The sequence below is a fragment of the Prochlorococcus sp. MIT 1306 genome (genome assembly GCF_047304515.1).
Classification (GTDB): domain Bacteria; phylum Cyanobacteriota; class Cyanobacteriia; order PCC-6307; family Cyanobiaceae; genus Prochlorococcus; species Prochlorococcus marinus_D.
Genome location: NZ_CP138959.1, coordinates 1318734 through 1342491 on the forward strand (window position 1 = coordinate 1318734; position 23758 = coordinate 1342491).

Sequence of the window (23758 nt, forward strand, 5' to 3'; positions counted from 1 at the left end):
TCTACTTAGGTCAGTGTCCCACCTTGCTCAGCAAGCATGTGTGCTCTGCAGGCTGCACTGAACAGGCCCACCTCGGGATCGATCACTGCCATCACAGGCAATTGCTCTAGAAACGGACGGAAACGACCCTTGTTGCGGAAGGCTTCAAGAAAGGTGCTTGAGCGAAGACCTTGAAGCTGCTTCGCAGCGGTACCCCCACCCACCCAGAGGCCTCCGATACAGAGTTCCTGCAGAGCTAAATCTCCCGCAGCAGAACCGTAAGCAGCTAGCCAGAGCTGTAAGGCTTCTTGAAGAATTGAATCGCCTTCGCTTGCGGCTTGACTAGCAAGAGCAGGCAGATCCAAGTGGTCGGAATGATCATCAGCACCATGGCGCCAAGCATCGGCCAGATCTCGCAGAGGATGACCATCTGCGTCACTGTGCTGTAGCCGCCAGCGCGCCACATGACCCAGGCCGGTGCCACTGACAACACGTTCCAATGAAAGGCGTTCGAGTTGCAAGTCGGCCTTGAGCCACTCACAAAGTTGCCACTCACATTCACTGCGAGGAGCAAATTCACGGTGTCCGCCTTCACTGGGCAGCGCCACCATCCCATCTTTTGTGGGCAGGCCACGGGCCATTCCAAGTCCAGTACCTGCCCCCAGAACTGCAATTGGTCCTTTCCCAGACAAATGCTGCTGTGAGAGCTGAAGCTCCACCTGCTGCGAGTCGTTGAGAAACGGTAGGCCGTAAATCAGCACGCCAAAGTCATTAATCAGTTCCAAATGCTTCAGTCCCGTGGCTGCGCAAAGGTCCTTCTCCTTCAGGCTCCAGGGCAGATTGGTGATACGTGCCTCACCATGACGAACCGGACCTGCAACAGCGATGCAGCCGTTATTGGGTTGCTCCATCTCCCCTGGCAAATGTGCGATGAAGTCGCTCAGCATGGGTTCAAGCGAAGTCCACTGATTGGATAGATACCTCCGCCGGTGCTGCTGCTTGAGTTGCTTTTCGTCCCAGCTATAGAGCGCAAGCAAGGTTTTGGTGCCCCCCAAATCACCTGCCAGAAAGGTTCTCAGGGACGGCATGGTGATAACTAATGAGGGAAAGAGCTTCACTCAGGCTGCATTGACAGCGAGAGATCTGCAACTTTTACGCTAGATAGATTGCTGATTAGCTCAAGGGATAGTGATCCCCATGCCTAAATCGGTTGGCAAGGACTAATTGGCCAGCTCTAATTAGCCCCCCCCTGACTTGGCCCTGCTCAACACGGATTGAGATACCGCCACTGGTTTGATTGACGTTTCGCAAAACCTGTCATTTCTTTTGATGGTTGAGTAGTGCTTGCATCAGAGACCATGAAGAAGTTCTGATTCTGCGCAGTACAAAAATAAAGTGCTCCAACGAGAGAGCCAGAGCGACCAACGAGAAGCAATTAGCTTCTCCTATGACCAGGCCCAATTTGCCATTCAGCTTCTCAACCAGATGGAAGAGAGCATTCCCCCAAAGCGAGGCATTCCTCAATTATCATTATTACCTAACTATTGACAACTTGTGTCAAGAGGCACCTGATCTACCTTTAAGAGCAATTGCTTCATCCAGGAGTGATGTGAAGCTATTCAAAGGCATGCTGCCAAAGTCCTTACCCTCTCGAGTGCGCACAGCCACCTCTCCACCTTGTTCTTCTTTGTCACCAATAATGATTAAAAATGGTACACGCTGAAGGGTATGCTCGCGAACTTTAAAACCGATTTTTTCGTTTCTTAAGTCAACTTCAGTTCGATATTCTAGGGCTGATAACTTCTTGCAAACATCCTGACAAGACTGAGCATTGCGATCTGTAATCCCCATCACTACCACCTGTACAGGTGCTAGCCAGACAGGCATTCGTCCAGCATAGTGCTCGATCAGAATTCCGATAAAACGTTCAAAAGAACCCAGAATTGCTCGATGCAACATTACTGGTGTTCTGCGCTGACTGTCTTCTGCTACATAAGATGCTCCCAAACGTTCCGGCATCGAGAAGTCAACCTGGATCGTTCCACATTGCCAAACTCTACCAAGACAGTCTTTTAAAGAAAACTCAATTTTAGGTCCGTAGAATGCACCTTCCCCTGGCAATAAGTCCCAGGCAAGACCTTTAGCATCCAATGCATCCGACAAGGCCTTCTCTGATTTGTCCCATATCTCATCACTACCAACACGCTTTTCGGGCCTGGTTGATAACTTTATAAGCACCGAGTCAAACCCAAATGATCTGTAAATCTCAAAGACTAGATCAATAAACTTAGAGACCTCTTCCTGAACCTGAAGCTCAGTGCAAAAGATGTGAGCATCGTCTTGAACAAAGTTGCGCACACGCATGAGACCATGAAGTGAGCCAGACGGTTCATTCCTTAAGCATGAACCAAACTCTGCCAATCTAATTGGCAGGTCACGGTAACTTTTTAGGCCTTGATTAAAGATCTGTACATGGCAGGGACAATTCATCGGCTTGATAGCATATTCCCGATTCTCAGATGTCGTTGTGAACATGTCATCTTTGAACTTCTCCCAATGGCCTGATTTCTCCCATAAGGAGCGGTCTACAACCTGAGGTGTTCGGATTTCTTGGTAATCATGCAGGCTAAGGGTCTCGCGAATATATTGCTCTAAAACCTGATAAATAGCCCAACCCTTGGCATGCCAAAAGATCATCCCAGGAGCTTCTTCTTGAGTATGAAATAAAGACATTTGTTTGGCGATCCTGCGATGATCGCGCTTTTCAGCTTCTTCAAGGCGCTTGAGATAAGCTTTCAGCTCTTTGGAACTTCCCCAGGCCGTGCCATAGATGCGCTGCAACATTGTTTTATTTGAATCACCTCGCCAATAAGCACCTGATACTTTCATTAATTTGAAAGTGCGTAAATGCCTTGTGTTAGGCACATGCGGACCTCTACACATATCAGTATATTCTTGATGTCGATACAGCTTGATAATTTCATTCTCAGGAATTTCATCTACGATTTCGATCTTGTAGGGCTCGCATCGCTTTTCGAATTCCTTATGAGCCTCTTCCCTTGAAACTATTTCAACATTGACGTCGTAGTCAAGTTTAACCAGCTCTTTCATGCGAGCCTCAATCGCTTCCAAGTCTTTAGGCGTAAAAGGCTGATCATAAGCAATATCATAATAAAATCCGTCTTCAATAACTGGACCAATAGCCATTTTTGCTTCGGGATATAATTGCTTTACGGCATGACCGATCAAGTGAGCGAATGAGTGGCGAATAGTCTCAATTCCATCTTGGTCTTTAGCCGTGATGATATTGACTTCAGAGTCTTTCTCAATAGGGATACAGGTGTCAAGCAATACGCCATTGACTCGGCCTGCAATAGCCGCCTTTGCTAATCCAGGCCCAAGGCTTTCGGCCACCTCCATAATGGTTACGGGTTGATCAAACTTCTTTTTATTTCCATCTGGAAGTGTAATAATAGGCATAGCAAGGAGTTTTCTTTGATGAGTTGCAATAGCGTTCGATTTTATCAGCTATATCATTCGCAATCCTTCCACCTCTGAATGCTGGACTAAAATACTTTGCAGATTAGCAACAATGTAGAGGAACACTGCGAAAAAGGAACATTGAATCAAATTTCCTAGCAAGTCCAACAAGCAAAATACCAGCATAGACTTCAATGGGAGCTTGCTTAGATTCGTCAGAGCTATTGCCTACGATCTCAAAATGGTTTTTTATACAGCCGATCTAACCGCCTAAGGGATCTTAGCTGTCGTGAGCAAAAGATGTTGGCATTACCTGCCTACCCCCAGCACACATGGCTTTGATCTTAATCAATCCGAGAGACGCTTGATGTCTAACAATTTCTGCTTAGGGAATAGTCTGTCATAGGATTCGAGCTTTGCTGATAAGCCAGCTACAAGCAGGCCCGTCAGCAAAGCAAGTGAGCAAATCGCTTACTGCCCTGATCGCAATGCTCACGGTCATGGTTGAGGGCATCGATTATGGCTTTGCTCGTGGCAAGAAAGCTGCCGAGATTGTCTGCTTCTGTTGTGATAGTCATCCTTTTTGGATGTCTCTTTTAGAGAGTGATCCGCAAAGGCAACGCTAGGGTTTGGTTGTAACCAAGGGATGTCTTTCGAGTAGAAGCACACAACTTCTGTTGGTTCTGAAGTTAGATGCTTTTAGCTTGCTAAGGCCTGCTGCTGCAGTTGCCGCAAATTGGCTGAATAAAATTTTGCCAACTCTGCATGGCTCTTTACTGGCTGTCCATAACTGCTGTTGCCAGCCCAATTAGGAAACGAAGCCCATTCCGGTGCAAGACGAGCCATCGCGGAGTGCGTTAAACCAAGAGAATCTATTTCCTTGAGAGCACCGCGCTTGCTAACTAAGTGCAGCGCTGCTTGATCTTGATGTTGTGGTTGGAAATTGGGTAAGTTCAGCTCCTTCGCTACTGCCATCCAAGTTGATGGGATGAATTGATAGGCCCCTGCTGCTGCACTGCTGTAGAACTTCACCACAACTCGGTTGGGGTGTTGAGAGAGGTCCTCAAAGACACCCCCTCCAAACATTGTGCGATATCCGAGGTCTTTTCCTTCTTTCCAAGTGCCTTCTGCATAACGGATGGTGTTCAGAAGGGCTCGACGTTCGGGCGTTATTAAATAGTGCAGCCTTTGGCTTCCATTGTTTTGATAAGAAACGTTCACCCTAAAAGCATGTTCTTTAGGCAACTGGATGCGTTCAGCTTGCAAGGTCTGGCCAGTACCCATGAGAACACCCAGACAGATCATGGCGGAAGTTGCCGTGAACCAATTCGAATGATTCGATTGACTTGAAAAGCCAAAGTGCAATGGGAACGAGCGAAGCACGTAAACCAACTAAACGGTATGTCACATTGATCAATCACTCCCCCGTCTGGCGAGATGGTGATTAATACCCTTGACTCACGCAACAGAGTGTGCATAAGCCTGAAGCTGCCATTGACAACAGATTCTGCGTCTCACGAGACCCTTGCTGATGACTAGAACTCGCTGGCTTCAGTGCCACAAGGATGCCTCGGCCACCACTGGGCTCCAATGATTAGCAAAACTTTTCTTTCAGCCTGTATTAATTAGCTGGCTATCAGGAAGCCAAGGGCCTGGCGAACTCGTTGAAGGGTTGCTTGGGCGGTCTCTTGCGCTCTGGTCCTGCCTTGGTCAAGAACTCTGATGAGTTCAATGCGGTCGCCCATGAGTTGTTGATAGCGATGCTGTATCGGCTCAAGAGCTGACACCGTGGCGTCGGCCAGCAGAGGCTTGAAGGTTCCCCATCCCATTTCTGCGCATTCTTGGGCGGCTGCGTCTCTTCCCCGGCCACTAAGGATGGCGTAAATCCCAAGCAGATTGTCGGCCTCCGGGCGGTCTGGGTTGCCAAATTGCAAGCCCATTTGGGGATCTGTCTTGGCCCGCTTGATTTTTTTTGTGATCAGTTCAGGCGGATCAAGCAGTGTGATACGACTTCCTTCATTGGGGTCACTTTTACTCATCTTGCTACGGCCATCGCTAAGGCTCATCACTCTTGCCCCCTCTTTAATGATCAGGGGATCTGGGACTTTAAGGACAGGTTTCTCTTCACTACCGAAGCGGGCATTGATGCGCTGCTGAGCAATGTCACGGGCGAGTTCTAAATGTTGTTTCTGGTCTTCGCCCACGGGCACCAAATCAGCGTCATAAAGAAGAATGTCTGCTGCCATTAACACCGGATAGTCCAGCAGTCCCACAGAAACGTTGTCCCCCTGTTTGACTGACTTCTCTTTGAACTGGATCATTCGCTCTAGCCAGTTCAGAGGCGTAACACAGTTCAGCAACCAACAGAGCTCACTGTGGGCGGAAACCTGGCTCTGCACAAAGATGCTGCAGAGATCTGGATCCATCCCACAGGCCAGGTAGAGAGCGGCTGTGGAGAGGGTCTCCTCGGCCAAACGTTCTGAATCGTGCGGAACGGTAATGGCGTGTAAATCCACGACACAGACATAGGTGTCATGGCTGCTCTGAAGATCTACCCAATTGCGGATGGCCCCCAACCAGTTGCCCAGATGGAGAGCACCTGTCGGCTGGACGCCGGAAAGGACCCGCGGGCGCTGCATTAATCAGCCCTCACTAGGTGCATTCTCAGGTTCATGCTCTATTGCCTGCACTTGTTCAGTTTCAGCAGCCTGGTCCTGCTCTTGCTCTGCTGAGAGCAATTGTTCGGTTTCAGCAATCTGGTCCTGTTCCTGAGTTTGTTCTTCAGCACGGTTTTGTTCACTTTCTAGAGCCTTCTCGGGCTCTTGAACCGATGGTTGAGGCTTGGCTGGCCGTGCAAAGGGATCAGGTCGAGCCCCTCGGTGCTTTGGCTGTCTGTCTTTATGAGAGCGATCACTATGCGTTCGCTGAGCTCCTTCTTCTCTTCGTCTGCCACCACTTGGGGCCTTGGAACGTTCACTGGCCACCAGTTCGTCTAATTGGCCATCGTCCAACATCTGGCCAAGGGTACGCAGGGCAAATCCCAGTACGGCCACTGTGGAGCGCAGTTGAAAGGCGTCCTGCAGGGCTCTGGCAGAGCGCATTTCGTTGTCGCTCAAACGGATACGAAATCCGCCGGCTTCACGGTTCCCAGGACCGCGCCCACCTCGGAATCCAGCCCTTCCGCTCTCCCGGGCACCATCACCATGCCTTTCTTGTCGTTGCGGATCGCTGTAAGAATCAGTCATGGCCTACGGCCTGCAATCAGGCGCAAGTGTGACGCATCGTCGTCTTTCGCGACATGCCTGGGGTTCATGACGGGATTAAATTTTTTTTGATCTTCATCAGAGAAACACTTCTTTGTGGCCCCATTTGAGGAGCTAAATGAACGCAAAGTCTTCTCTCAGCCATTAATTGAACGAAGAAGGTCACGTAGGCTGGTAAGGCTTGCACGACAGGTGGTGCCCCGTGAAGCTTCCAGCCCTACTGATCAATCTTGTGCCTCGCTCCCCTGCCTTAATTGGCCGGGTAGCACTCATCACAGGGTCCTTCGTCCTCGGTCAGTGGGTCTTCACTGATGTGATTCATCTGCCTGGCGGTGGTCTTGGTTTGATGGTTGCTGGTGCGGGCGTCTGGTGGTTGTCAAGGCCCTCAATACCGGCCCGTTTTGATGCACCAGATTCTGTGCAGGGCTGGATCCGTCGCTGCAAAGAGGTCCTTGATCAGTTTGAGGCCCTAGAGGATGAGGAAGATGTGGTTGCGCTTCGCCAACAGCGCAGCGAGGCCCTTGATGCCGTTCTCCAGCGTTCCGAACCTCAAAAAGTTTCTTTTGTGAATTCCGGAGAGGGTTCTCTTGAGGATCATCCCGATGTTCAGACAGCCATTGCAGGATCCACTCCACTGAGCATCAGCTGGGCGCGGCCCCTCTCTCAAACAGGCGAATCTTGGGTCTGGCCCGCAGCTCTACAAGAGCAGGATGTCTTGCTCTATGTCTTGCCTTTGCCGTTGATGGCAGCAGACCTTCTTTGGTTAGAGAGGGTGCCAGCCAATCAACCAATCTGGCTGATCGTCTCTTGGCAAGATTCATCGACTTGGGTCGATCAGCAGCAGGCACTTCAAGCTCAGTTGCCACAACGCTTGAGCGGACAGGTGCTGCGTTGGACAGGCAATCAAGACGATCTTTCAGAAGCCCTTGCACCGGTGAGACGTCTGTTAGAGCACCCTCAGCGAAATCTTGAGATCACGCGTAAGCGCTTGTTGGGCAGTCTGCACCGCAATTGGCAAGCCGAGTTAGAGCAGCTTCGCAGGCAGAGGTTCCTTGGACTCCAACAGCGCACTCAATGGGTGGTTGCAGGGGCTGTTTTTGCCTCTCCTTTACCCACGACGGATCTTCTAGCCGTGGCTGTGGTCAACGGCTTGATGATTAAAGAGATGGCGGGGATTTGGAAGTGTTCCTTGAAGCCAGAGGTTCTGCAGTTGGCAGCTCGCCAGTTGGCTGGGGCGGCTCTAGCCCAGGGAGTGGTGGAGTGGAGTGGCCAAGCTCTATTGGGCGTAGCCAAACTTGACGGCAGCAGCTGGCTTGCAGCGGGTACTCTTCAGGCGCTCAGCGCTGCTTACCTAACCCGTGTTGTTGGACGCTCAATGGCCGATTGGCTGGCATTGAACAGTGGCGTTGCAGAGCCGGATTTGGAGGCCTTAAAGATTCAGGCACCGCTGCTGGTTGCTAAGGCTGCAGAGCAGGAACGTCTCGATTGGTCCAGCTTTTCTCAACAGGGAATCAGCTGGATCAAGGAGTTGGCTCGCCAACCAGGCGCCTCATCGAACCCTGCCTAGGCTGCGCAAACAACCTTCATGAAGTTTGTTTGCGCACTGCGTCGCAATGTGAGGAAAGCAGTTGCGGCAAGTGAGCTTTGCTGCCCAATTTTTATATGCTATTAGCGAGTCTTCCCTAACCATGGGTTGAGGCTCGTTAACGTCCTCTTCATACTCAATGACCACCACCATTCGCAGTGGTCGCCTCAGTGGCTGGGAGTCCTTCTGCAATTGGGTCACCTCCACCAATAACCGCATTTATGTGGGTTGGTTCGGTGTCCTGATGGTTCCCACGCTGTTGGCAGCTGCCATCTGCTTCACCATTGCTTTTATTGCGGCACCGCCGGTTGATATCGACGGTATCCGTGAGCCAGTTGCTGGCTCTTTCCTCTACGGCAATAACATCATTTCTGGTGCTGTTGTTCCTTCCAGCAACGCCATCGGCCTGCACTTTTATCCCATTTGGGAAGCTGCTTCTGTTGATGAGTGGCTTTACAACGGCGGTCCATACCAGCTTGTTGTGTTCCACTTCCTGATCGGCATCTGTTGCTGGTTGGGTCGCCAATGGGAACTCTCCTATCGCTTGGGCATGCGCCCTTGGATCTGTGTGGCCTACAGCGCACCGCTGTCGGCAGCCTTTGCTGTGTTCCTGATCTATCCAGTAGGTCAGGGTTCCTTCTCGGATGGCATGCCTTTAGGCATCTCTGGAACCTTCAACTTCATGTTGGTGTTCCAGGCAGAGCACAACATCCTCATGCATCCCTTCCACATGATTGGTGTGGCAGGCATGTTTGGCGGCAGTTTGTTCTCCGCCATGCACGGTTCACTGGTGACCTCATCGTTGATTCGTGAAACCACCGAAACCGAGTCTCAGAACTACGGCTATAAGTTCGGCCAAGAGGAAGAGACCTACAACATCGTGGCTGCCCACGGTTATTTCGGTCGTCTGATCTTCCAGTACGCCAGCTTCAATAACAGCCGCAGTTTGCACTTCTTCCTGGCCGCCTGGCCGGTGATCTGCATCTGGATCACCTCACTGGGTATTAGCACCATGGCCTTCAACTTGAACGGCTTTAACTTCAACCAGTCGGTTCTCGATGCCCAAGGCAGAGTTGTACCAACCTGGGCTGATGTGCTCAACCGCAGCAACCTCGGTATGGAAGTGATGCACGAGCGTAATGCTCATAACTTCCCTCTCGACCTGGCAGCTGCTGAGTCCACACCTGTGGCTCTGATTGCTCCTGCGATTGGCTGATCTGATCATCTCCAATACAAGGTTTGGCAGCAGCTGAACCTGAAAGCCCCCTCTAAGGAGGGGGCTTTTTGTTGCTAAGTCGCAACTTCTTTGAAAAGCCTCTTTTTGGGCTAAGCAAGATTCCATACTTAGGAGCTTCAGGGAACATGAAATAACCCCTGAGAGTCTTTGGCGCGAACGGACCTATCACGTGTCTCAATTGATCTCTGGGCGTCAAGCCCTCCGTTTTGTACTTGCCTTCAGCTGCCTTGCACTTCTAGGTGCCTGCACACCACCAACCAGGATGGCGAGCCAGTCCCAGGCCCAGGACTCAGGCAAACCTCTTGTGCTCACCACCTTCACGGTGCTGGCAGACATGGCACGCAATGTTGCCGGCGACCGTTTAAAGGTGCGCTCCATCGTCAAGCAGGGCGCTGAAATTCATGGTTATCAGCCAACGCCAAGTGACCTAGCCCAAGCTGTTGGTGCGGATTTGATTGTCGAAAATGGCTTTGGGCTGGAACTCTGGGCGCGCAAGTTCACTGCCGCTGCTGGCAAGGTCTCAACGCTGACTCTTAGTGAGGGTATGGAGCCACTGTTAATTGAGGGGGATGCCTACGCAGGCAAGCCCAATCCTCATGCCTGGATGTCTCCGCAACGAGCGATGCAATACGTCGATCAACTGGTGAAAGCCTTTAGCAGTCTTGATCCAGAAGGTGCCAAGACCTTTGCCATTAATGGTCGTCGCTACAAAGACCAGCTCCAAAAACTGGATGATGAACTAAGGACATCTCTGGCAATGATTCCAGCCAAACGTCGTTTACTGGTCACCTGTGAGGGAGCCTTCACCTACTTGGCAAAGGATTACGGCATGGAGGAGGCTTACCTTTGGCCTGTCAATGCCGAGAGTGAGGTCACACCTCAACGTATGGCCAAACTCATCGAGACCGTCAAGCTGCGTGAAGTGCCAGCGATCTTCTGTGAAAGCACTGTCAGCGACAAGGCTCAGCGTGAGGTCGCACGGGCTAGCGGCGCTCGGATGGGCGGTACATTCTTTGTTGATTCTCTTTCGCAAGCCGATGGGCCGGCCTCGACCTTGCTCGATCTTCAACGACATAACGTCGGTCTGATTCTGGATGAATTGGTACCAGCCAATCGCGAAAAATAATGGATCAGTGTCGTTCAATTCCTTTCGGCGATCGCCTGCGCATTGAGGCCGATCAAATTTGCGTGGATTACAACGGCGTCGTGGCGCTTTATGACGCCAGCCTGCATTTGCGGGCTGGCTGCATCTGCGGGCTAGTTGGAATGAATGGTTCTGGAAAATCAACCCTTTTCAAGGCCCTGATGGGTTTTGTAAGACCATCACGAGGAACGATCCAAATCAATGGGCTATCAGTTCCCCGTGCCCAGCGCGATCAAGCTGTTGCCTACGTCCCTCAGAGCGAGGAAATCGACTGCTCGTTCCCAATAAGCGTCTGGGAAGTGGTGATGATGGGTCGCTATGGCTCCATGAATCTCTTACGCATCCCTAGGGAATCAGATCGATTGGCGGTTTGGCATGCCCTCGAACGGGTGGAGCTCCTCGACTTAAGACATCGCCCCATTGGGGCCCTCTCCGGCGGCCAACGCAAGCGGGCATTCCTGGCCCGCGCAATTGCCCAGCGCGCCTCGGTACTCCTACTGGATGAGCCATTTAACGGTGTTGATGTACGAACCGAAAAGCTCATGGCGGAGCTGTTCCTTCAGTTTCGTCATGAGGGTCACACCATCTTGATCTCCACCCATGACCTCAGTCATGTACGTGAGTTCTGCGATCTGGTGGTACTCATCAACAAGACCGTGTTGGCCTATGGCGAAACGGCAGAGGTCTTTACTCCAGAGAACCTCGCCATGACATTCGGCGGCATGGTTCCGAACGTCCTGAGCGGTGGTCCGACCTCCACGGAGGACTTCAAGCAATGAAAGAGCTTCTGGCAACAGCGACAACACTGTCTTGGTTATTGGAACCCCTTAGTCATGAGTTCATGGTGCGTGCCTTGGTGGTGAGTGCTCTTGTTGGAGGGGTATGTGGACTGCTCTCCTGCTACATGACCCTCAAGGGCTGGGCGTTGATGGGCGATGCGGTCTCCCATGCCGTGATGCCCGGAGTGGTTGTGGCCTATGCCCTGGGGTTGCCGTTCTCGATAGGGGCCTTTGTCTTTGGCGTGGGGTCGGTGGCTTTGATTGGCTTTGTAAAACAGAAGTCACGGGTCAAGGAAGACACTGTGATTGGGCTTGTCTTCACAGGCTTTTTTGCGCTCGGATTGGTACTGGTATCCAAAACCAGAAGCAACATCGACCTCACCCATATTCTTTTTGGCAATGTGCTGGGAATCTCAATGGCTGATATCCAGCAAACGCTGTTGATTACTGGAATTGTGGTGGCAATTCTGTTGGTTCTTCGCAGGGATTTTATGTTGTTCTGCTTTGATCCAACCCATGCACGATCGATCGGCATCAATACAGGGCTACTGCATTATTTACTGTTATCGGTGTTATCACTTGCTGCCGTTGCTGGTCTACAGACCGTAGGCATCATTCTGGTGGTTGCGATGTTGATCACTCCTGGTGCTACGGCCTATCTACTCACAGACCGCTTTGATCGGATGACTTTGCTCGCAATCCTCAGCAGTGCCCTTTCAAGTGTTCTAGGTGTCTACATCAGCTATTGGACCGATAGTTCCACCGCAGGCTGCATTGTGCTGGTGCAGACCGTTCTTTTCCTGCTGACTTTCTTATTGGCACCTCGATACGGCATTTTGAAAGTTCAGCGTTCACTTGCTCCATAGGTGTGGCCGAACAGCGCAACTCTGACCAGAGAGGATTTGATTTTTGTGGGCCTCTTCAATTCGGCGCCGCTCAATGTGGTTTGAGGAACAGCAATTGCTCAATGCCTAATCTCTGTTCAGATTTAAATTGAGAAGGCACATTCTGTGCATGATCTGCACTTTCAACAGATAATCCACTGATAACGCCTGAGACTCCAGTTCAAGCAATCATTTGACTTGATCAAGCGTGGCTTTGATGGCCGCTGCTGCCGCTTTGCGGCTGTGGTTGCAATTTGTTTGCAGGCCTTATCCCTGTGATGTGCCTAGGGATTTGTGCAGGGAGCCATGTTTCCTGCAATGACACGTCGTCTACCTGAGCAATGAGTCCTCTGCTGTGCTCTCTGACAATGTTCGGCAGCTTGTTGTTGAGAGGATTTTTGGGGCCTTGACCGGTTCGGTGTTCGGGCGCATTGCCTGCATCTACGTTTCGAGCGAGATTAAAGATGATCTGACGATTTCCGCACCAGCCTTCTGCCTAAGTTGAGGGAACACCACGTTCGTGCCCGATGCCCTGGGGTGAGGCTCTCAACCGGCGTGATCGTCAACCGGAAGTCATGGATCAGCCAGGGCTCGATCCCGCTGAACATGCCAGGGCCTTAAACGGCTTGCGTCGCATCAATGCCATCAGCCGCTGTTCTGCAGGTCTATTCCAATCCATCCAGGCTCTAGCCATCCCTCAGCTCGAGACTCCCCTACGTGTGCTCGAGCTCGCCTGCGGAGGTGGAGACACAGCGATCGATCTTGCTCTGATGGCACAGCGCCAGGGCCTGAAGCTGGAGATTCAAGCCTGTGATTTCAACCCAGAGGCCGTACGTATTGCCCGTGCCAATGCACGGAAACGGAATGCCAAGTTGACATTCTTCTCTGCCGACGCACTCTCTGAGAACGTTGGTGCTGAATCGTTCGATGTGGTGTTCTGCACCCTGTTCACCCATCACTTAGACGACAGCGACGTGGAACGGCTTCTCGCCAGAATGGCAACAAGGGCCCGCAGGCTTGTGCTGGTTAATGATCTGATCCGCAGTCGTCTGGGCTATGTGATGGCCTGGGCTGGAACGCGTCTTCTGAGTCGCTCCTGGGTGGTCCATACCGATGGCCCCCTTTCGGTTCGTGCCGCTTTCCGTCCTGCGGAAATCATGGCTTTAGCCCGGCGCGCAGGTTTGGAGGGTGTTCAACTGAATCGCTGCTGGCCTGAGCGTTACCTGCTCAGCTGGGAGCGTCATTGAGATGCAGGAGTCGTGGGATGTACTGGTGGTTGGGGCCGGTCCTGCAGGGGGGCTAGCCGCCCTGGATTGCGCAAGGCGAGGATTAAGGGTGTTACTTGTAGAAAAACGCGCTTTCCCCCGCTGGAAAGTGTGTGGTTGCTGCTTTAACAAACAGGCTCAGGCGACTCTCGCCTCTCTGGGACAGAACGATCTAATCATTGATCGCGGCGGCGTACGACTGCAAACCCTTCGCCTCGGCCTGAATGGTCGTCAAACATCTCTAGCCATTCCCGATGGTTTTGCTCTCTCCAGGGAACAGTTCGATCAGGCCCTGATGGACGCGGTCGTTGAAGCTGGAGCTTCCGTTCGCTGTCAAATGAGCGCCGGGGTCGAAGAAGTCCAACCAGGCTGGCGGATTGTGCGGCTGAAGGATCAGCGCAGCGGTCAACAGAACCTCGTCAGGGCGCGTGTCGTGCTTGTCGCAGCTGGGCTTGCCCAGCGTTGCTTACCCGAGCAGGATGCTGGCATTACCAGGATCCGTAGTCGTTCCAGGGTTGGAGCCGGTTGTGTTCTTGTTGATGATCAGAAGCACTACACCGCAGGCGCCATTCACATGGCAATCGGCGAACGTGGTTATGTGGGTCTGGTGCGCCGAGAGGACGGTTTACTCAATCTGGCAGCCGCTTTCGATCGGCAGGCGCTAGCCCATGGGCAAGGAGCGGCCGGAGCTACCCAGGATGTACTTATACAGGCTGGTTTCCCCCCTCCTGCTGCTCTGAGACAGGGGCGATGGCAGCTGACGCCAGCTCTTAGTCGCGGCGCTGAGGTTGTTGCCGGAGAGCGCTTTCTGGTGATGGGTGACGCAGCGGGTTATGTGGAGCCATTTACAGGAGAAGGAATTGCCTGGGCCCTCACTGCAGGTGCCGCAGCGGCACCATTCGTTCAAGAAGGCCTCCTGCGCTGGAGCCATGATCTGGAGAAACGCTGGACGCGAGAGCTGAAGCTGCGGATCGGTCGTCGCCAGCGGATCTGTCGCACTCTGGCCATGGTGCTGAGGCAGCCAAAGTCGACGAGGGCATTGTTTGAACTGAGCAGCCGCTGGCCGGCACTGTCTGAACGGATTGTTGCCAGCCTGAACCATGTGACCCTCCCCTCCGCCGGAAGTCAGCAATGCCTCTGACCATTCTCGGCATGGGAACTGCAGTGCCGGAACAACAAGTCAATCAGAGCGATTCCATGGCGCTTGCAGAATTGGTGAGTGCCGACAGTCCCGAACGAGCGGCACTGGTCCGCCGGATTCAGCGACGAACTCAGGTTCAGAACAGGGGCAGCGTTCTGCTGGGAGACGACGCGAGTGAGCCGATCAGGCAGCGTTTGCCCTTCTACGGGGCCAAAAGCCCCACTACTGCCGCAAGGATGAACGAGTTTGATCACCATGCTTCAGCGCTGGCAATCAATGCATGCCGTCTTGCCCTCGAGGAGGCCGAGCTGGCAGCTGATGTGATCACTCATCTTGTGACCGTTTGCTGTACCGGATTCAAGGCTCCGGGTGTTGACCTTGCTCTGATCGAGCAACTTGAACTTGACCCCGGTGTTCAGAGGACCCATGTGGGATTCATGGGCTGTCACGGTGCCTTGAACGGTCTACGTGTGGCGCGAGCGTTCGCTGAGGCTGATGCCAACGCGGTAGTGCTGCTGTGTTCTATCGAACTGTGCAGTCTCCATCTTCATTACGGCTGGGACCCCGAGAAGGTGGTAGCCAACGCCCTGTTCGCGGATGGAGCAGCAGCCTTGGTTGCTTCTCAAGCTTTGGCGCAATCGAAGGAATCTCTGACTCTGAAGGCTTCTGGCTCCACCGTGATTCCGAACACCAGCAGTCTGATGCATTGGCAGGTCGGAGATCATGGTTTCGCTATGGGTTTATCACCACAGGTGCCAGAGGCGATAGCTGGTGCATTGCAACCTTGGCTGAGCAGTTGGTTGAGGGGCCATGGATCCGATCTGACTGAAATCCGCAGCTGGGCCCTCCACCCTGGGGGGCCGAGGATCCTGCAGGCCTGCGCCGACGCCTTGGCCCTCAAGCATGAGCACCTGGCTGAATCCCGGTCCGTCCTTCAATCTCACGGCAACATGTCTTCGGCCACCGTTCTTTTCATTCTTGAACGCATGCGTCATAAGGCTTGCAGCGGACCTTGCCTGGCACTCGCCTTTGGGCCCGGTCTTTGTGCCGAAGTCGCGTTGTTCGATCTTTGCAACAGCCACTGAATTCGAACTTCGAATCAGAATTCAGAGCTACTAAGTTCTTCTTTGATCGAGGCTCCAGTGAGCGATAATGGAAAGAGAAACGAACAACGCAATTGATCTAATTGGATCTAAAAAGCCAATGGAGTGTCCATCTTGATGGTGATCAAGCTCTGCAGCAACTAAGCCAAAACAAGTACAAAATTTGGATCGAGCAAATAATTCAGGGCAGGTTCACGAAGTGGTGTAGGTTTTCAGGGCAAGTAAAAGGCGGGAAGGACATTGAATCGTGAATGGTGTTTAACAAAGCCGCTCGCCAACCTCAACATCAAGAAAAAGAGCTAAGCAAATATTGCTTAAACAGTGAAATTTGACTAGGGACAACTCTTAAATTTTTTTACCTGTTCGGAAACAATAAAGTCTGTTCAGATTGCTTTCATTTATAATCAAACAGCTCCTGAATACTAGACATAGAGAAATCAAGTGCAGGCAAGAGTGAACAGTCAAGGAAAGCTAGCTATTCTTTATATGAATGATCCTGCTTAGGCCTTTAATTGCACCTGCAAGTTCAGACTATCATCAACAAATAAATATACAGAGATCGTCACTGGCCGACGATGACTGGAGGCATCCGACCATTCAAACCTGGCACAACCTGAGTTTTGCCATCCCATTTGTCAAGAAATAGCTTATAAAGCACCCTATCATTGAGACCTCTATTAAGAGTCTCAAACTTGATTGCTTCTTGCCCTGCGATCTTCACTTCTGTTTGTGCCTTTAATAATTGCTGTTCGGCTATTTGCTTCTGTTCAATTGCGGAACGATATTCTTCTGCGATTTTTAATCCAGTTAAATCGAGACCTTTCACCTCAACATAGTCAAACTTTGCCAATTCAGCAGATGCATTGGTTTCTACAATCTGAGAGATATTATTCCAATCAGTTGCAATGGTTACGAGTTCATATTTTGAAAACACAGACTTCAGAGCCTTGAGTAATGATGGCTGGATGATCCGTTCATAAATCTCAGCATTACCTGTTGCAATAGTACTATAAATCCTTGGTGCCTCAGACTGCTTTACAGCATACTTAATAGTTGCAGTCGCTTCTATAACTTGCAGGTCTTTAGTTAAACTAGAGAAGTTTTCTGGACGAACTTGTGTCCTTATGTTGAAGAAATGAACTGATTGAACGAAGGGTATCTTTAGGTTTAAGCCAGGCAGCCGTGGATTTTTACTAACCTTCCCAAGCGTCGTTACGACTCCTACTTCACCAGCAGGCACGACGAATATCGACGAGAAACCAACAATCGCTGCAATTGAAACTCCTACAATCATCACCGTAGGAGCAACGCCTGATCGGACTGATGAAATGTTGTTGATTGGTGAACGCATTGAATCTACTTTGCAGCAGACGTAAGCATAGGTGTTTATCAACAAATTTGAGGGGAGACCATAGCAATCCAAAAGGTTCAATTGACTTGTTATACAAGAGTTAATAAGTGTTCAATGGATGGCAAGACAATCAAGGGAGTTCACTTGTTTCGCCAAAAGCTTGCCGTCTTTTCATCATCATCGTTCATTGGCAGCGTTTTTATAATTATGGTTGGTTACGAAAGGTTGATATTACACATGATCTTGATAGAGTAATTAATAATAGCAAGATTGCGATGCAAGCAGCACAACTCAAAGTTTTTCTTGCCAAGCTCAAATCAGAACCCTTGCTGCAAAGTCAATTAACTACTGAAGGTGCAGATATAGTCTCAACAGCTAAAGTCGCTTCACTCTTTATTGACTCAAATGAGTCCACTACAGAAGCTGTAGTCGAGCTCTCTGACCAAGAGATTAAGGACCAGATTATCGATGCCCTCAGCAAAAGAAATAATCCCTCAATTAGCCCGGTTATCATATGGGCAGCTTTGCTTACAGTGCTTTTAATTGTAGTTGGTGTCTTCTTAAATCTCAAATACTGAGCAATCTCTGCCAGCCCCAAAAAGCTCAATACTATTTAGATCGAATTCATTCAATACCTATCTTTGATTAGAATTGACAGCCTTGATGTAGACATCCATGGACAAATCTTCCCTAGCATTAACGATGCTAACAATGCATTTCAGGTCATCTTCTTTTGCGATTTTCACATATCAATCAATACTTAGATCAATAAAATGCCGTCAAAAGCAGCCTCAGGAGTAGCAGAGTCAATGATTAACTTAATGGTAATTGCTGGCACCTTCCTATTGCCAACCCCTACGGGTTAGGATGAGAGCAGTAAATAAGTTAATAGTTACCATTCTCATCCTTGATCTTTAAATCATTCCAGTATCTCAATCGGCCCCTTCTTTCTGTCCAAACTATTTGAATGATTTTTAGTTTTTTTTACCTAGGTCTATGTATGGATAAGAGTAGAAGCATTAGCTTTTATTTTATTCACCTCGTCGCGAAGATTAGGCGGCGGCTGCGCAAGGATCCGAGGTTTCAGCTTCTGCTCCAACCCATAAGGCCATGATCACGCGCTGGTCTGTCCTGGATTAACAAGCTTTCCTTAACCTGCTTCGGCCTATTGGTAACCGCTCTCTTTGCCAGGGTTAAGAGCCTTTCCATCAGTAGCGATATTGAAGAGCAAACATGCTGCAGAGATCGAAACATCTGGATCTTGCAACTCGCTCCTAGCTTCAGCCACTTCTGGTCGTCTCCACCCTCTGGCTTTGCGTTGAAGAGCAGACAGATCAAACCCTAGCCATTCGGCCTGGTCTACCTGCGCAGAGATAGTCCATGCCGCTCAGAGTGAACTCCTCTGAGATAATTGGCAAGCTGCCTCAGCCTCGCGCTGTTGCGACGCATCCCGGAGTTGGGCGTCATCCAGGGACAGATTGGCTTGCTCGCCTGTTCTATCTCTAGCTTGTCCCTAAAGCCAGTTGCACAAGATGTTGACCACTTGCACAGACTGAGGACATGACTCCCGAGAATCAAGCTATTGCAGAGCAAGTGAGTGCACATAAGACTGTCTCTTGGCTTGATCAAGAGTGGCCTTGGTGGCCGCTGTTACCTCTCTATCCCTATGGTCAGCGCCGCACCCTAGTCCGGGAACTAATACCCAATCAGATCTGGAGTTTTGAACAACTCCAAGGTCTCTATTACGTCGCTGTGCCTGTCAGGCTCACCGTGGTGAAGGTGCCAGGTGGGTTGATGTTGTTCAATCCCCTTCCTCCTACTCCCGAGTTGCGTCGAGCTCTAGCTGATCTGGAGGCCACCCATGGCAATGTGGTCACGATTGTGCTTCCCACCGCGTCTGGCCTAGAGCACAAACTGTCTCTACCGGCAATGGCACGAGCCTTCCCACAGGCAGAGGTATGGGTTTGTCCTGGTCAGTGGAGTTTCCCAATTTCCTTGCCTTCATCTTGGCTAGGCATTCCAGCGCGCCGCACCAAGGTGTTGCAGGAGGATGGCTTCCCCCATCCGGACAGTTGTACTTGGCTCCCTTTAGGCCCCCTGGATTTGGGGCTTGGCCGTTTTGAAGAGGTGGCTTGTTTTCACCGAGCTTCCGGCGCTGTATTGGTAACAGATGCTCTAGTAGGCATCGAGGCAGAGCCTCCAGCTCTGTTTGATCTAGACCCCACACCCCTGTTATTCCACGCCCGTGATCGGGGTGATCAACCCCTTGAGGATTCTCCACAAGCGCGCCGCCGAGGATGGGCCCGTGTGGTGTTGTTCGCAACCTATCTGAAGCCAGGGCCGCTTGTGATACCTCCCCTGTTGGAAGTGCTGCGCAATGCCTTCAGGCCCGGAACACTTAGCCCTAAAGCCCATTTCGGCCTGTTTCCATTCGCTTGGCAACCCGGTTGGGAAGCTGCAGCTCAGGAGCGTCTCGGAAAGAAAGGCCCGCTTCTACAAGTTGCGCCCGTGTTGGAACGGCTCGTATTTCCAAGAGCGAAGGACGTCTTGTTGGAATGGTTGGATGAGATGCGGCGCCTGAAAGGGATGCGTTGGCTTGTGTCTGCTCACTTCAGCGACATCGTGGCCTTCAAGCCTCATCACGTTCGAGCTTTAAGTGAATCTATTTCCAGACGCCCATGGGCTATCAATCAAGCCAGCTGGAGCTTTCTAGGCAGCGTTGATCAACGCCTGCTCAGCCTTGGTGTGGTGCCGAAAGATCCTCAGGCAGCCTTCAGAGATTGAGATCGTCTGTGTCGACTGCCATCGCTTCATCTGAAAACAACGACTCTTCCAATTCCTTGCGTTGCTCCATCTGGCGCAAAAAATATCCAGTCATCATTGCTGATGCGAGCAAACTGGCGAGATTATCTCGACTGGCTGTGACCTTCACTTCAAATTGCTCGCCTGGGAGCATGCCCAGCAGGCCCTGAACATTGTGGCGAATGATGTCCTGGATATCATTGCTGGCGGACTTGGCGACTCGCTGCAATACATCAGGGGATTGATCCTGAAGGTACTGAATTAGCCCATTACCGTCCTGGCAATCGTTGTTATCGGTGGTCAGGAACTCCGGGTTGAACATCCGGTGTGCTTTTCGTCACGATGTTGACCCTATCGCAGCTAGGTCGTTAGATCCACTCTTGCCTTGGGAGGGGAACCGTATTGGACCGAACCGATTGAGTGGCCAGTACCTCCAAACAGCTGTTCCGATCACAGCTTCTTCTGGTAATGGCCCCCAGAGATGAGAGTCAAGACTGGAATTGCGGTTGTCCCCCATCACCCAGAGTTCATGCTCAGGAACGGTCACCTTCGCCATCTCGTAGTTCATTGGTGCATCACGGCAGTCATCCTTGATGGCGATCTCGTTGCGCAAGAGCTGACCATGATGAACTTCCAGTTCATCGCCCGGACGCCCCACCACGCGTTTGATCAAGGCCGCTTTGGGGTCGTAGCCAGCATCCAATAGTGCAGGTGGCGTGTGAAACACCACCACGCTGCCCAGCGGCAAAGGCTGCTCTTGTTGACGTGCAAGTCGAGGGCGAACCTTCTCAACAAGAATGCGGTCCTTCAACTCAAGGGTTGGCAGCATTGAACCTGAGGGAATCCAGCGAGGCTCCACCACCTGCCAGCGCATCAACAAGGCCAGAACCAACCAGAGCAGCAGGCTGCGCCAGCTACCGCTTGCTTCTTTTCGAGGAGGAGAAGGTGTCGGGGTCATCGAAACTGATTAAGCCGGCCCTCGCCGGTCGGTATTGACCGAGAATCGCATTGGCTAAGGCTCAAGCTCTGTCTCTTGCTCACAACAATCTGCTGGTTTGCCTGAGCTTGCTCGAGGCATTTCATGCCTTGGGGCTACGCCATCTCGTGCTTTGTCCCGGCAGCCGCTCGGGGCCCCTTGCACTTGCTGCAGGAGGAATGGCACGTACCAAACTCTTGCGGCTTAGCACTGCCATTGATGAGCGCTCTGCTGCTTTCTTGGCTTTGGGTTTTAGCACTGCTACTGGCACTGCAGCAGCTGTAGTAACCACTTCGGGCACCGCTGTAGCCAACCTTTTGCCTGCAGCGGTGGAGGCTGATCGATCCTGTCAGCCCCTGTTGCTGCTCACTGCTGACCGTCCCTATCGACTCAAAGATTGCGGTGCCAATCAAACGGTGAATCAGGAGACTTTCTTGAGTCCTGCCTGTCGATGGATTGGGCAGGGCCCAAGAGAGGGGTTGCATCTTTTCAGTAGAGAAACGCTGGAATCATTCGCAGAGGAGGCCTGGCAACGAGCTCATCACCCCTCAGGAGCCGTTCATCTCAATCTGCCTTTTGAGGAGCCTCTACATCTCAGTGAAGAAGAGCAGAGGGTGATCTGGAAGGGGTGGTCTCCCAAGATTCCACGTTCAGCTCCGATCACGCCAACAAATCTGGCAATGGCAGCTGAGGGGACTGATGGGGTTAGCGATCGGGCTCCCTTTGCATTGGATCCTTTCCGACCCGGCGTTGTGATAGCTGGTGCTTGGCGAGGCCTAAGTAAAGACCTCTTTGCTTTTCAGCAATCCTTGCGGGAGTGGCAGGCCTTGAGTGGCTGGCCCTTGCTGGCCGATCCACTATCGGCTCTGCCTTCAGACCAACCTGGTCTAATCCGCTCCTGGGAGCTGCTTTTGGCTGCTGGGCTTTTAGGCTCTCATGAGCAGCTTCAAGTGCTGCGTCTAGGACCAATGTCAGCCAGTCGGAGCCTTGAGGCATGGTTGAAAAGCTTTGGTGACGGTCAGCTCCTAATTACAGAGGGAGACTCCCGTTGTCTCGATCCCCTTGGTTTGTCAGTGCAATGGAGTCATGGATTGACGACCTGGTGGCAACAACATCACCATCGCTGGATCGATGCTGATGCCGCCTCTCAACAGGCAACCCAGTCTCTACTGAAAAAATGGCAGATCATCGATCGTTTTGCGCAGGACTGGCTAGATCAGCAGTTACCCCTGCAGGGTGCCATCACAGAACCAGCCCTGGCGCGCTGGTTATCCCGTCTTCTGCCAGCTGAGCTACCAATCATGTTGGCAGCGAGTAGTCCTGTGAGGGACTGGCTGGCTTATGCGGACAAGAGCTTATTTTCGAGACGATGCTTCAGTTTTCGAGGCGCGTCTGGTATCGACGGCACCCTTTCTTTAAGCATGGGTTTAGCGATGGCCCTTGGGCCCACTTTGCTTGTCAGCGGCGATCTAGCTCTCCTTCATGACAGCAATGGCTGGTTGCTTGCTCATCCCCAGCGCCCGCCTTTGGTGGTGGTGTTGATCGACAATGGTGGCGGAGGCATCTTTGAGCAGCTGCTGGTGAAGACAGCTCCGAGCGAAGCATTTGAGCAGCTGTTTGCCATGCCTCAGGCGGTTGATCCTCTTGCCCTTGCAGCGGCTCATAACATTCCTCACCGTCAGGTGGCCTGTCTCGAAGACATACCAGCAGCCTTGGAGTGGGGGCTCTTCCAGACTGGACCTGTTTTGATACGTGTATGCACACATCGGGGTCAAGATTCATCGATGAGGCAACAGCTTCGCGAGGGATTGGTGATGCATCTGCAGTCGATTTCCCAAAATGGCCACATTGATCTTTGATCCCGATGGCTATGGATTCCAATCGGTTTGATATGAGGCCAAGACAGGTTTTGCCTGGCAAGCCCACGATCGAATGGGAACCCTGGGGTGAATATCAAGACGTACTGCTCGATCGCAGTTCAGAAGGCATTGCCAGGGTTGCGATTGATCGTCCGGCCAAGCGCAATGCTTTCCGACCACGCACGGTGATGGAACTCTGTGATGCGTTTACACGAATTCGAGACGACCAACGTTTAGGCGTGGTTTTGTTCACCGGTGTTGGACCTGCTGACGATGGCGGCTATGCCTTTTGTGCAGGTGGTGACCAAAGTGTGCGCGGCGACGGTGGCTACCTCGATGAGGAAGGTTTGCCGCGCCTCAATGTTCTCGACCTACAACGCATCATTCGCAGCTTGCCAAAGGTTGTGATTGCACTTGTAGCTGGCTATGCGATCGGCGGCGGCCAAGTGCTGCACTTGTTATGTGATCTCAGTCTTGCGGCAGAGAATGCCGCGTTTGGGCAAACCGGTCCCAAGGTGGGCAGCTTTGATGGTGGCTTTGGTGCTGGTTACCTAGCCAGGGTCGTGGGGCAACGCAAGGCTCGTGAAATCTGGTTTCTCTGTCGTCAATACGGAGCTGAAGAAGCGCTGGAAATGGGGTTGATCAACGAGATTGTTCCCCTTGATGCCCTTGAAGCAGAGGGAGTGCGTTGGGCAAGAGAGGTGTTGCAGCACAGCCCCACAGCCATCCGCTGCCTGAAGGCCGCATTCAATGCTGAAACCGATGGCTTGGCAGGAATTCAGGAGCTAGCCGGCCAGGCCACCCATCTGTTCTATCGAACGGATGAAGCCCAGGAGGGCCGAAATGCTTTTCTACAAAAACGACCTCCAGATTTTTCAGGCTCAGGCTGGCTTCCCTAACCAGCCGCTCT

22 protein-coding genes are annotated in these 23758 nt (G+C 51.8%); 14 read left to right on the forward strand and 8 right to left on the reverse strand.

The features are described 5' to 3' along the window. Nucleotides 1-5: 5 nt before the first annotated feature. On the reverse strand, nt 6-1067 hold the full coding sequence (glk, locus tag SIB74_RS06725; RefSeq protein ID WP_063395671.1) for a glucokinase: 1062 nt from the start codon (nt 1065-1067) through the stop codon (nt 6-8). Between the two features lie 469 nt (nt 1068-1536). Next, on the reverse strand, nt 1537-3459 hold the full coding sequence (thrS, locus tag SIB74_RS06730; RefSeq protein WP_063395670.1) for a threonine--tRNA ligase: 1923 nt from the start codon (nt 3457-3459) through the stop codon (nt 1537-1539). 458 nt (nt 3460-3917) lie between these two features. Between thrS and SIB74_RS06735 the strand changes: the two genes are divergently transcribed. After that, nucleotides 3918-4085: a hypothetical protein gene (locus tag SIB74_RS06735; protein ID WP_011826490.1), complete on the forward strand. Its 168-nt coding sequence runs from the start codon at nt 3918-3920 to the stop codon at nt 4083-4085. A 73-nt stretch (nt 4086-4158) separates the two neighbouring features. Here SIB74_RS06735 and SIB74_RS06740 read toward each other — a convergent pair whose 3' ends face one another. The 3 genes from SIB74_RS06740 to SIB74_RS06750 form a co-directional block, all read right to left on the reverse strand. Beyond that, nucleotides 4159-4764, reverse strand: coding sequence for a glycoside hydrolase family 104 protein (locus SIB74_RS06740; RefSeq protein WP_074159129.1), 606 nt, complete (start codon nt 4762-4764; stop codon nt 4159-4161). 320 nt (nt 4765-5084) lie between these two features. Continuing rightward, a complete protein-coding gene (gene trpS / locus SIB74_RS06745) occupies nt 5085-6098 on the reverse strand; it encodes a tryptophan--tRNA ligase (RefSeq protein ID WP_063395668.1) in 1014 nt (337 codons plus the stop codon). A 3-nt stretch (nt 6099-6101) separates the two neighbouring features. Further along, on the reverse strand, nt 6102-6704 hold the full coding sequence (locus tag SIB74_RS06750; protein WP_063395667.1) for a hypothetical protein: 603 nt from the start codon (nt 6702-6704) through the stop codon (nt 6102-6104). Nucleotides 6705-6924: 220 nt separating this feature from the next. Between SIB74_RS06750 and SIB74_RS06755 the strand changes: the two genes are divergently transcribed. From SIB74_RS06755 to SIB74_RS06790, 8 genes are all read left to right on the forward strand, one after another. Then, nucleotides 6925-8289: a YcjF family protein gene (locus SIB74_RS06755; RefSeq protein WP_063395666.1), complete on the forward strand. Its 1365-nt coding sequence runs from the start codon at nt 6925-6927 to the stop codon at nt 8287-8289. Between the two features lie 157 nt (nt 8290-8446). Further along, a complete protein-coding gene (psbA, locus tag SIB74_RS06760) occupies nt 8447-9523 on the forward strand; it encodes a photosystem II q(b) protein (RefSeq protein ID WP_011129798.1) in 1077 nt (358 codons plus the stop codon). 283 nt (nt 9524-9806) lie between these two features. Beyond that, the gene (locus SIB74_RS06765; RefSeq protein WP_082818463.1) at nt 9807-10670 is read left to right on the forward strand and encodes a metal ABC transporter substrate-binding protein; all 864 of its coding nucleotides are present in this window, start codon (nt 9807-9809) and stop codon (nt 10668-10670) included. Beyond that, the gene (locus SIB74_RS06770; RefSeq protein WP_011129796.1) at nt 10670-11467 is read left to right on the forward strand and encodes a metal ABC transporter ATP-binding protein; all 798 of its coding nucleotides are present in this window, start codon (nt 10670-10672) and stop codon (nt 11465-11467) included. Before SIB74_RS06765 ends, SIB74_RS06770 begins: the two co-directional genes overlap by 1 nt. Next, nucleotides 11464-12333, forward strand: a complete 870-nt coding sequence (locus tag SIB74_RS06775) for a metal ABC transporter permease (protein ID WP_063395451.1) — start codon at nt 11464-11466, stop codon at nt 12331-12333. Before SIB74_RS06770 ends, SIB74_RS06775 begins: the two co-directional genes overlap by 4 nt. A 545-nt stretch (nt 12334-12878) precedes the next feature. Then, the gene (locus tag SIB74_RS06780; protein WP_063395452.1) at nt 12879-13598 is read left to right on the forward strand and encodes a class I SAM-dependent methyltransferase; all 720 of its coding nucleotides are present in this window, start codon (nt 12879-12881) and stop codon (nt 13596-13598) included. A gap of 1 nt (nt 13599) precedes the next feature. Next, entirely contained in the window at nt 13600-14757 is a 1158-nt protein-coding gene (locus SIB74_RS06785) for an NAD(P)/FAD-dependent oxidoreductase (RefSeq protein ID WP_063395453.1), read from the forward strand. Beyond that, nucleotides 14748-15842 carry a type III polyketide synthase gene (locus SIB74_RS06790; RefSeq protein WP_063395454.1) on the forward strand — a complete coding sequence of 365 codons (1095 nt, stop codon included), beginning with the start codon at nt 14748-14750 and terminating at the stop codon, nt 15840-15842. Before SIB74_RS06785 ends, SIB74_RS06790 begins: the two co-directional genes overlap by 10 nt. 580 nt (nt 15843-16422) lie before the next feature. Here SIB74_RS06790 and SIB74_RS06795 read toward each other — a convergent pair. Then, the gene (locus tag SIB74_RS06795) at nt 16423-17154 is read right to left on the reverse strand and encodes a prohibitin family protein (RefSeq protein ID WP_369818015.1); all 732 of its coding nucleotides are present in this window, start codon (nt 17152-17154) and stop codon (nt 16423-16425) included. A gap of 164 nt (nt 17155-17318) precedes the next feature. Between SIB74_RS06795 and SIB74_RS06800 the strand changes: the two genes are divergently transcribed. From SIB74_RS06800 to SIB74_RS06810, 3 genes are all read left to right on the forward strand, one after another. Further along, nucleotides 17319-17789 (forward strand): hypothetical protein, encoded by a 471-nt coding sequence (locus SIB74_RS06800; protein WP_231906016.1) that lies wholly within the window; start codon nt 17319-17321, stop codon nt 17787-17789. 802 nt (nt 17790-18591) lie between these two features. Further along, nucleotides 18592-18717, forward strand: a complete 126-nt coding sequence (locus SIB74_RS06805; RefSeq protein WP_413681608.1) for a hypothetical protein — start codon at nt 18592-18594, stop codon at nt 18715-18717. 54 nt (nt 18718-18771) lie between these two features. Continuing rightward, nucleotides 18772-19995, forward strand: coding sequence for a DUF4336 domain-containing protein (locus SIB74_RS06810; RefSeq protein WP_063395456.1), 1224 nt, complete (start codon nt 18772-18774; stop codon nt 19993-19995). On the opposite strand, the gene SIB74_RS06815 is transcribed toward SIB74_RS06810, so the two are convergent. Further along, complete coding sequence (locus tag SIB74_RS06815; RefSeq protein ID WP_011826503.1) at nt 19985-20335, reverse strand: DUF760 domain-containing protein; 351 nt, start codon at nt 20333-20335, stop codon at nt 19985-19987. The two genes, SIB74_RS06810 and SIB74_RS06815, sit on opposite strands and share 11 nt — an antisense overlap. 15 nt (nt 20336-20350) lie before the next feature. Next, nucleotides 20351-20971 carry a signal peptidase I gene (gene lepB / locus SIB74_RS06820; RefSeq protein ID WP_063395457.1) on the reverse strand — a complete coding sequence of 207 codons (621 nt, stop codon included), beginning with the start codon at nt 20969-20971 and terminating at the stop codon, nt 20351-20353. A 50-nt stretch (nt 20972-21021) separates the two neighbouring features. Between lepB and menD the strand changes: the two genes are divergently transcribed. Next, the gene (gene menD, locus SIB74_RS06825; RefSeq protein WP_369818009.1) at nt 21022-22848 is read left to right on the forward strand and encodes a 2-succinyl-5-enolpyruvyl-6-hydroxy-3-cyclohexene-1-carboxylic-acid synthase; all 1827 of its coding nucleotides are present in this window, start codon (nt 21022-21024) and stop codon (nt 22846-22848) included. A 5-nt stretch (nt 22849-22853) separates the two neighbouring features. Then, complete coding sequence (gene menB / locus SIB74_RS06830; protein WP_063395458.1) at nt 22854-23747, forward strand: 1,4-dihydroxy-2-naphthoyl-CoA synthase; 894 nt, start codon at nt 22854-22856, stop codon at nt 23745-23747. The last annotated feature ends 11 nt before the right edge of the window (nt 23748-23758 follow it).

Coding starts and splice junctions, on each gene's coding strand:
- glk (WP_063395671.1), bottom strand. CDS start 1,067: ATGCCGTCCCTGAGAACCTTTCTGGCAGGTGATTTGGGGGGCACCAAA.
- thrS (WP_063395670.1), bottom strand. CDS start 3,459: ATGCCTATTATTACACTTCCAGATGGAAATAAAAAGAAGTTTGATCAA.
- SIB74_RS06740 (WP_074159129.1), bottom strand. CDS start 4,764: ATGATCTGTCTGGGTGTTCTCATGGGTACTGGCCAGACCTTGCAAGCT.
- trpS (WP_063395668.1), bottom strand. CDS start 6,098: ATGCAGCGCCCGCGGGTCCTTTCCGGCGTCCAGCCGACAGGTGCTCTC.
- SIB74_RS06750 (WP_063395667.1), bottom strand. CDS start 6,704: ATGACTGATTCTTACAGCGATCCGCAACGACAAGAAAGGCATGGTGAT.
- psbA (WP_011129798.1), top strand. CDS start 8,447: ATGACCACCACCATTCGCAGTGGTCGCCTCAGTGGCTGGGAGTCCTTC.
- SIB74_RS06765 (WP_082818463.1), top strand. CDS start 9,807: ATGGCGAGCCAGTCCCAGGCCCAGGACTCAGGCAAACCTCTTGTGCTC.
- SIB74_RS06770 (WP_011129796.1), top strand. CDS start 10,670: ATGGATCAGTGTCGTTCAATTCCTTTCGGCGATCGCCTGCGCATTGAG.
- SIB74_RS06775 (WP_063395451.1), top strand. CDS start 11,464: ATGAAAGAGCTTCTGGCAACAGCGACAACACTGTCTTGGTTATTGGAA.
- SIB74_RS06780 (WP_063395452.1), top strand. CDS start 12,879: ATGCCCTGGGGTGAGGCTCTCAACCGGCGTGATCGTCAACCGGAAGTC.
- SIB74_RS06785 (WP_063395453.1), top strand. CDS start 13,600: ATGCAGGAGTCGTGGGATGTACTGGTGGTTGGGGCCGGTCCTGCAGGG.
- SIB74_RS06790 (WP_063395454.1), top strand. CDS start 14,748: ATGCCTCTGACCATTCTCGGCATGGGAACTGCAGTGCCGGAACAACAA.
- SIB74_RS06795 (WP_369818015.1), bottom strand. CDS start 17,154: ATGATTGTAGGAGTTTCAATTGCAGCGATTGTTGGTTTCTCGTCGATA.
- SIB74_RS06805 (WP_413681608.1), top strand. CDS start 18,592: ATGCCGCTCAGAGTGAACTCCTCTGAGATAATTGGCAAGCTGCCTCAG.
- SIB74_RS06810 (WP_063395456.1), top strand. CDS start 18,772: ATGACTCCCGAGAATCAAGCTATTGCAGAGCAAGTGAGTGCACATAAG.
- SIB74_RS06815 (WP_011826503.1), bottom strand. CDS start 20,335: ATGTTCAACCCGGAGTTCCTGACCACCGATAACAACGATTGCCAGGAC.
- lepB (WP_063395457.1), bottom strand. CDS start 20,971: ATGACCCCGACACCTTCTCCTCCTCGAAAAGAAGCAAGCGGTAGCTGG.
- menB (WP_063395458.1), top strand. CDS start 22,854: ATGGCTATGGATTCCAATCGGTTTGATATGAGGCCAAGACAGGTTTTG.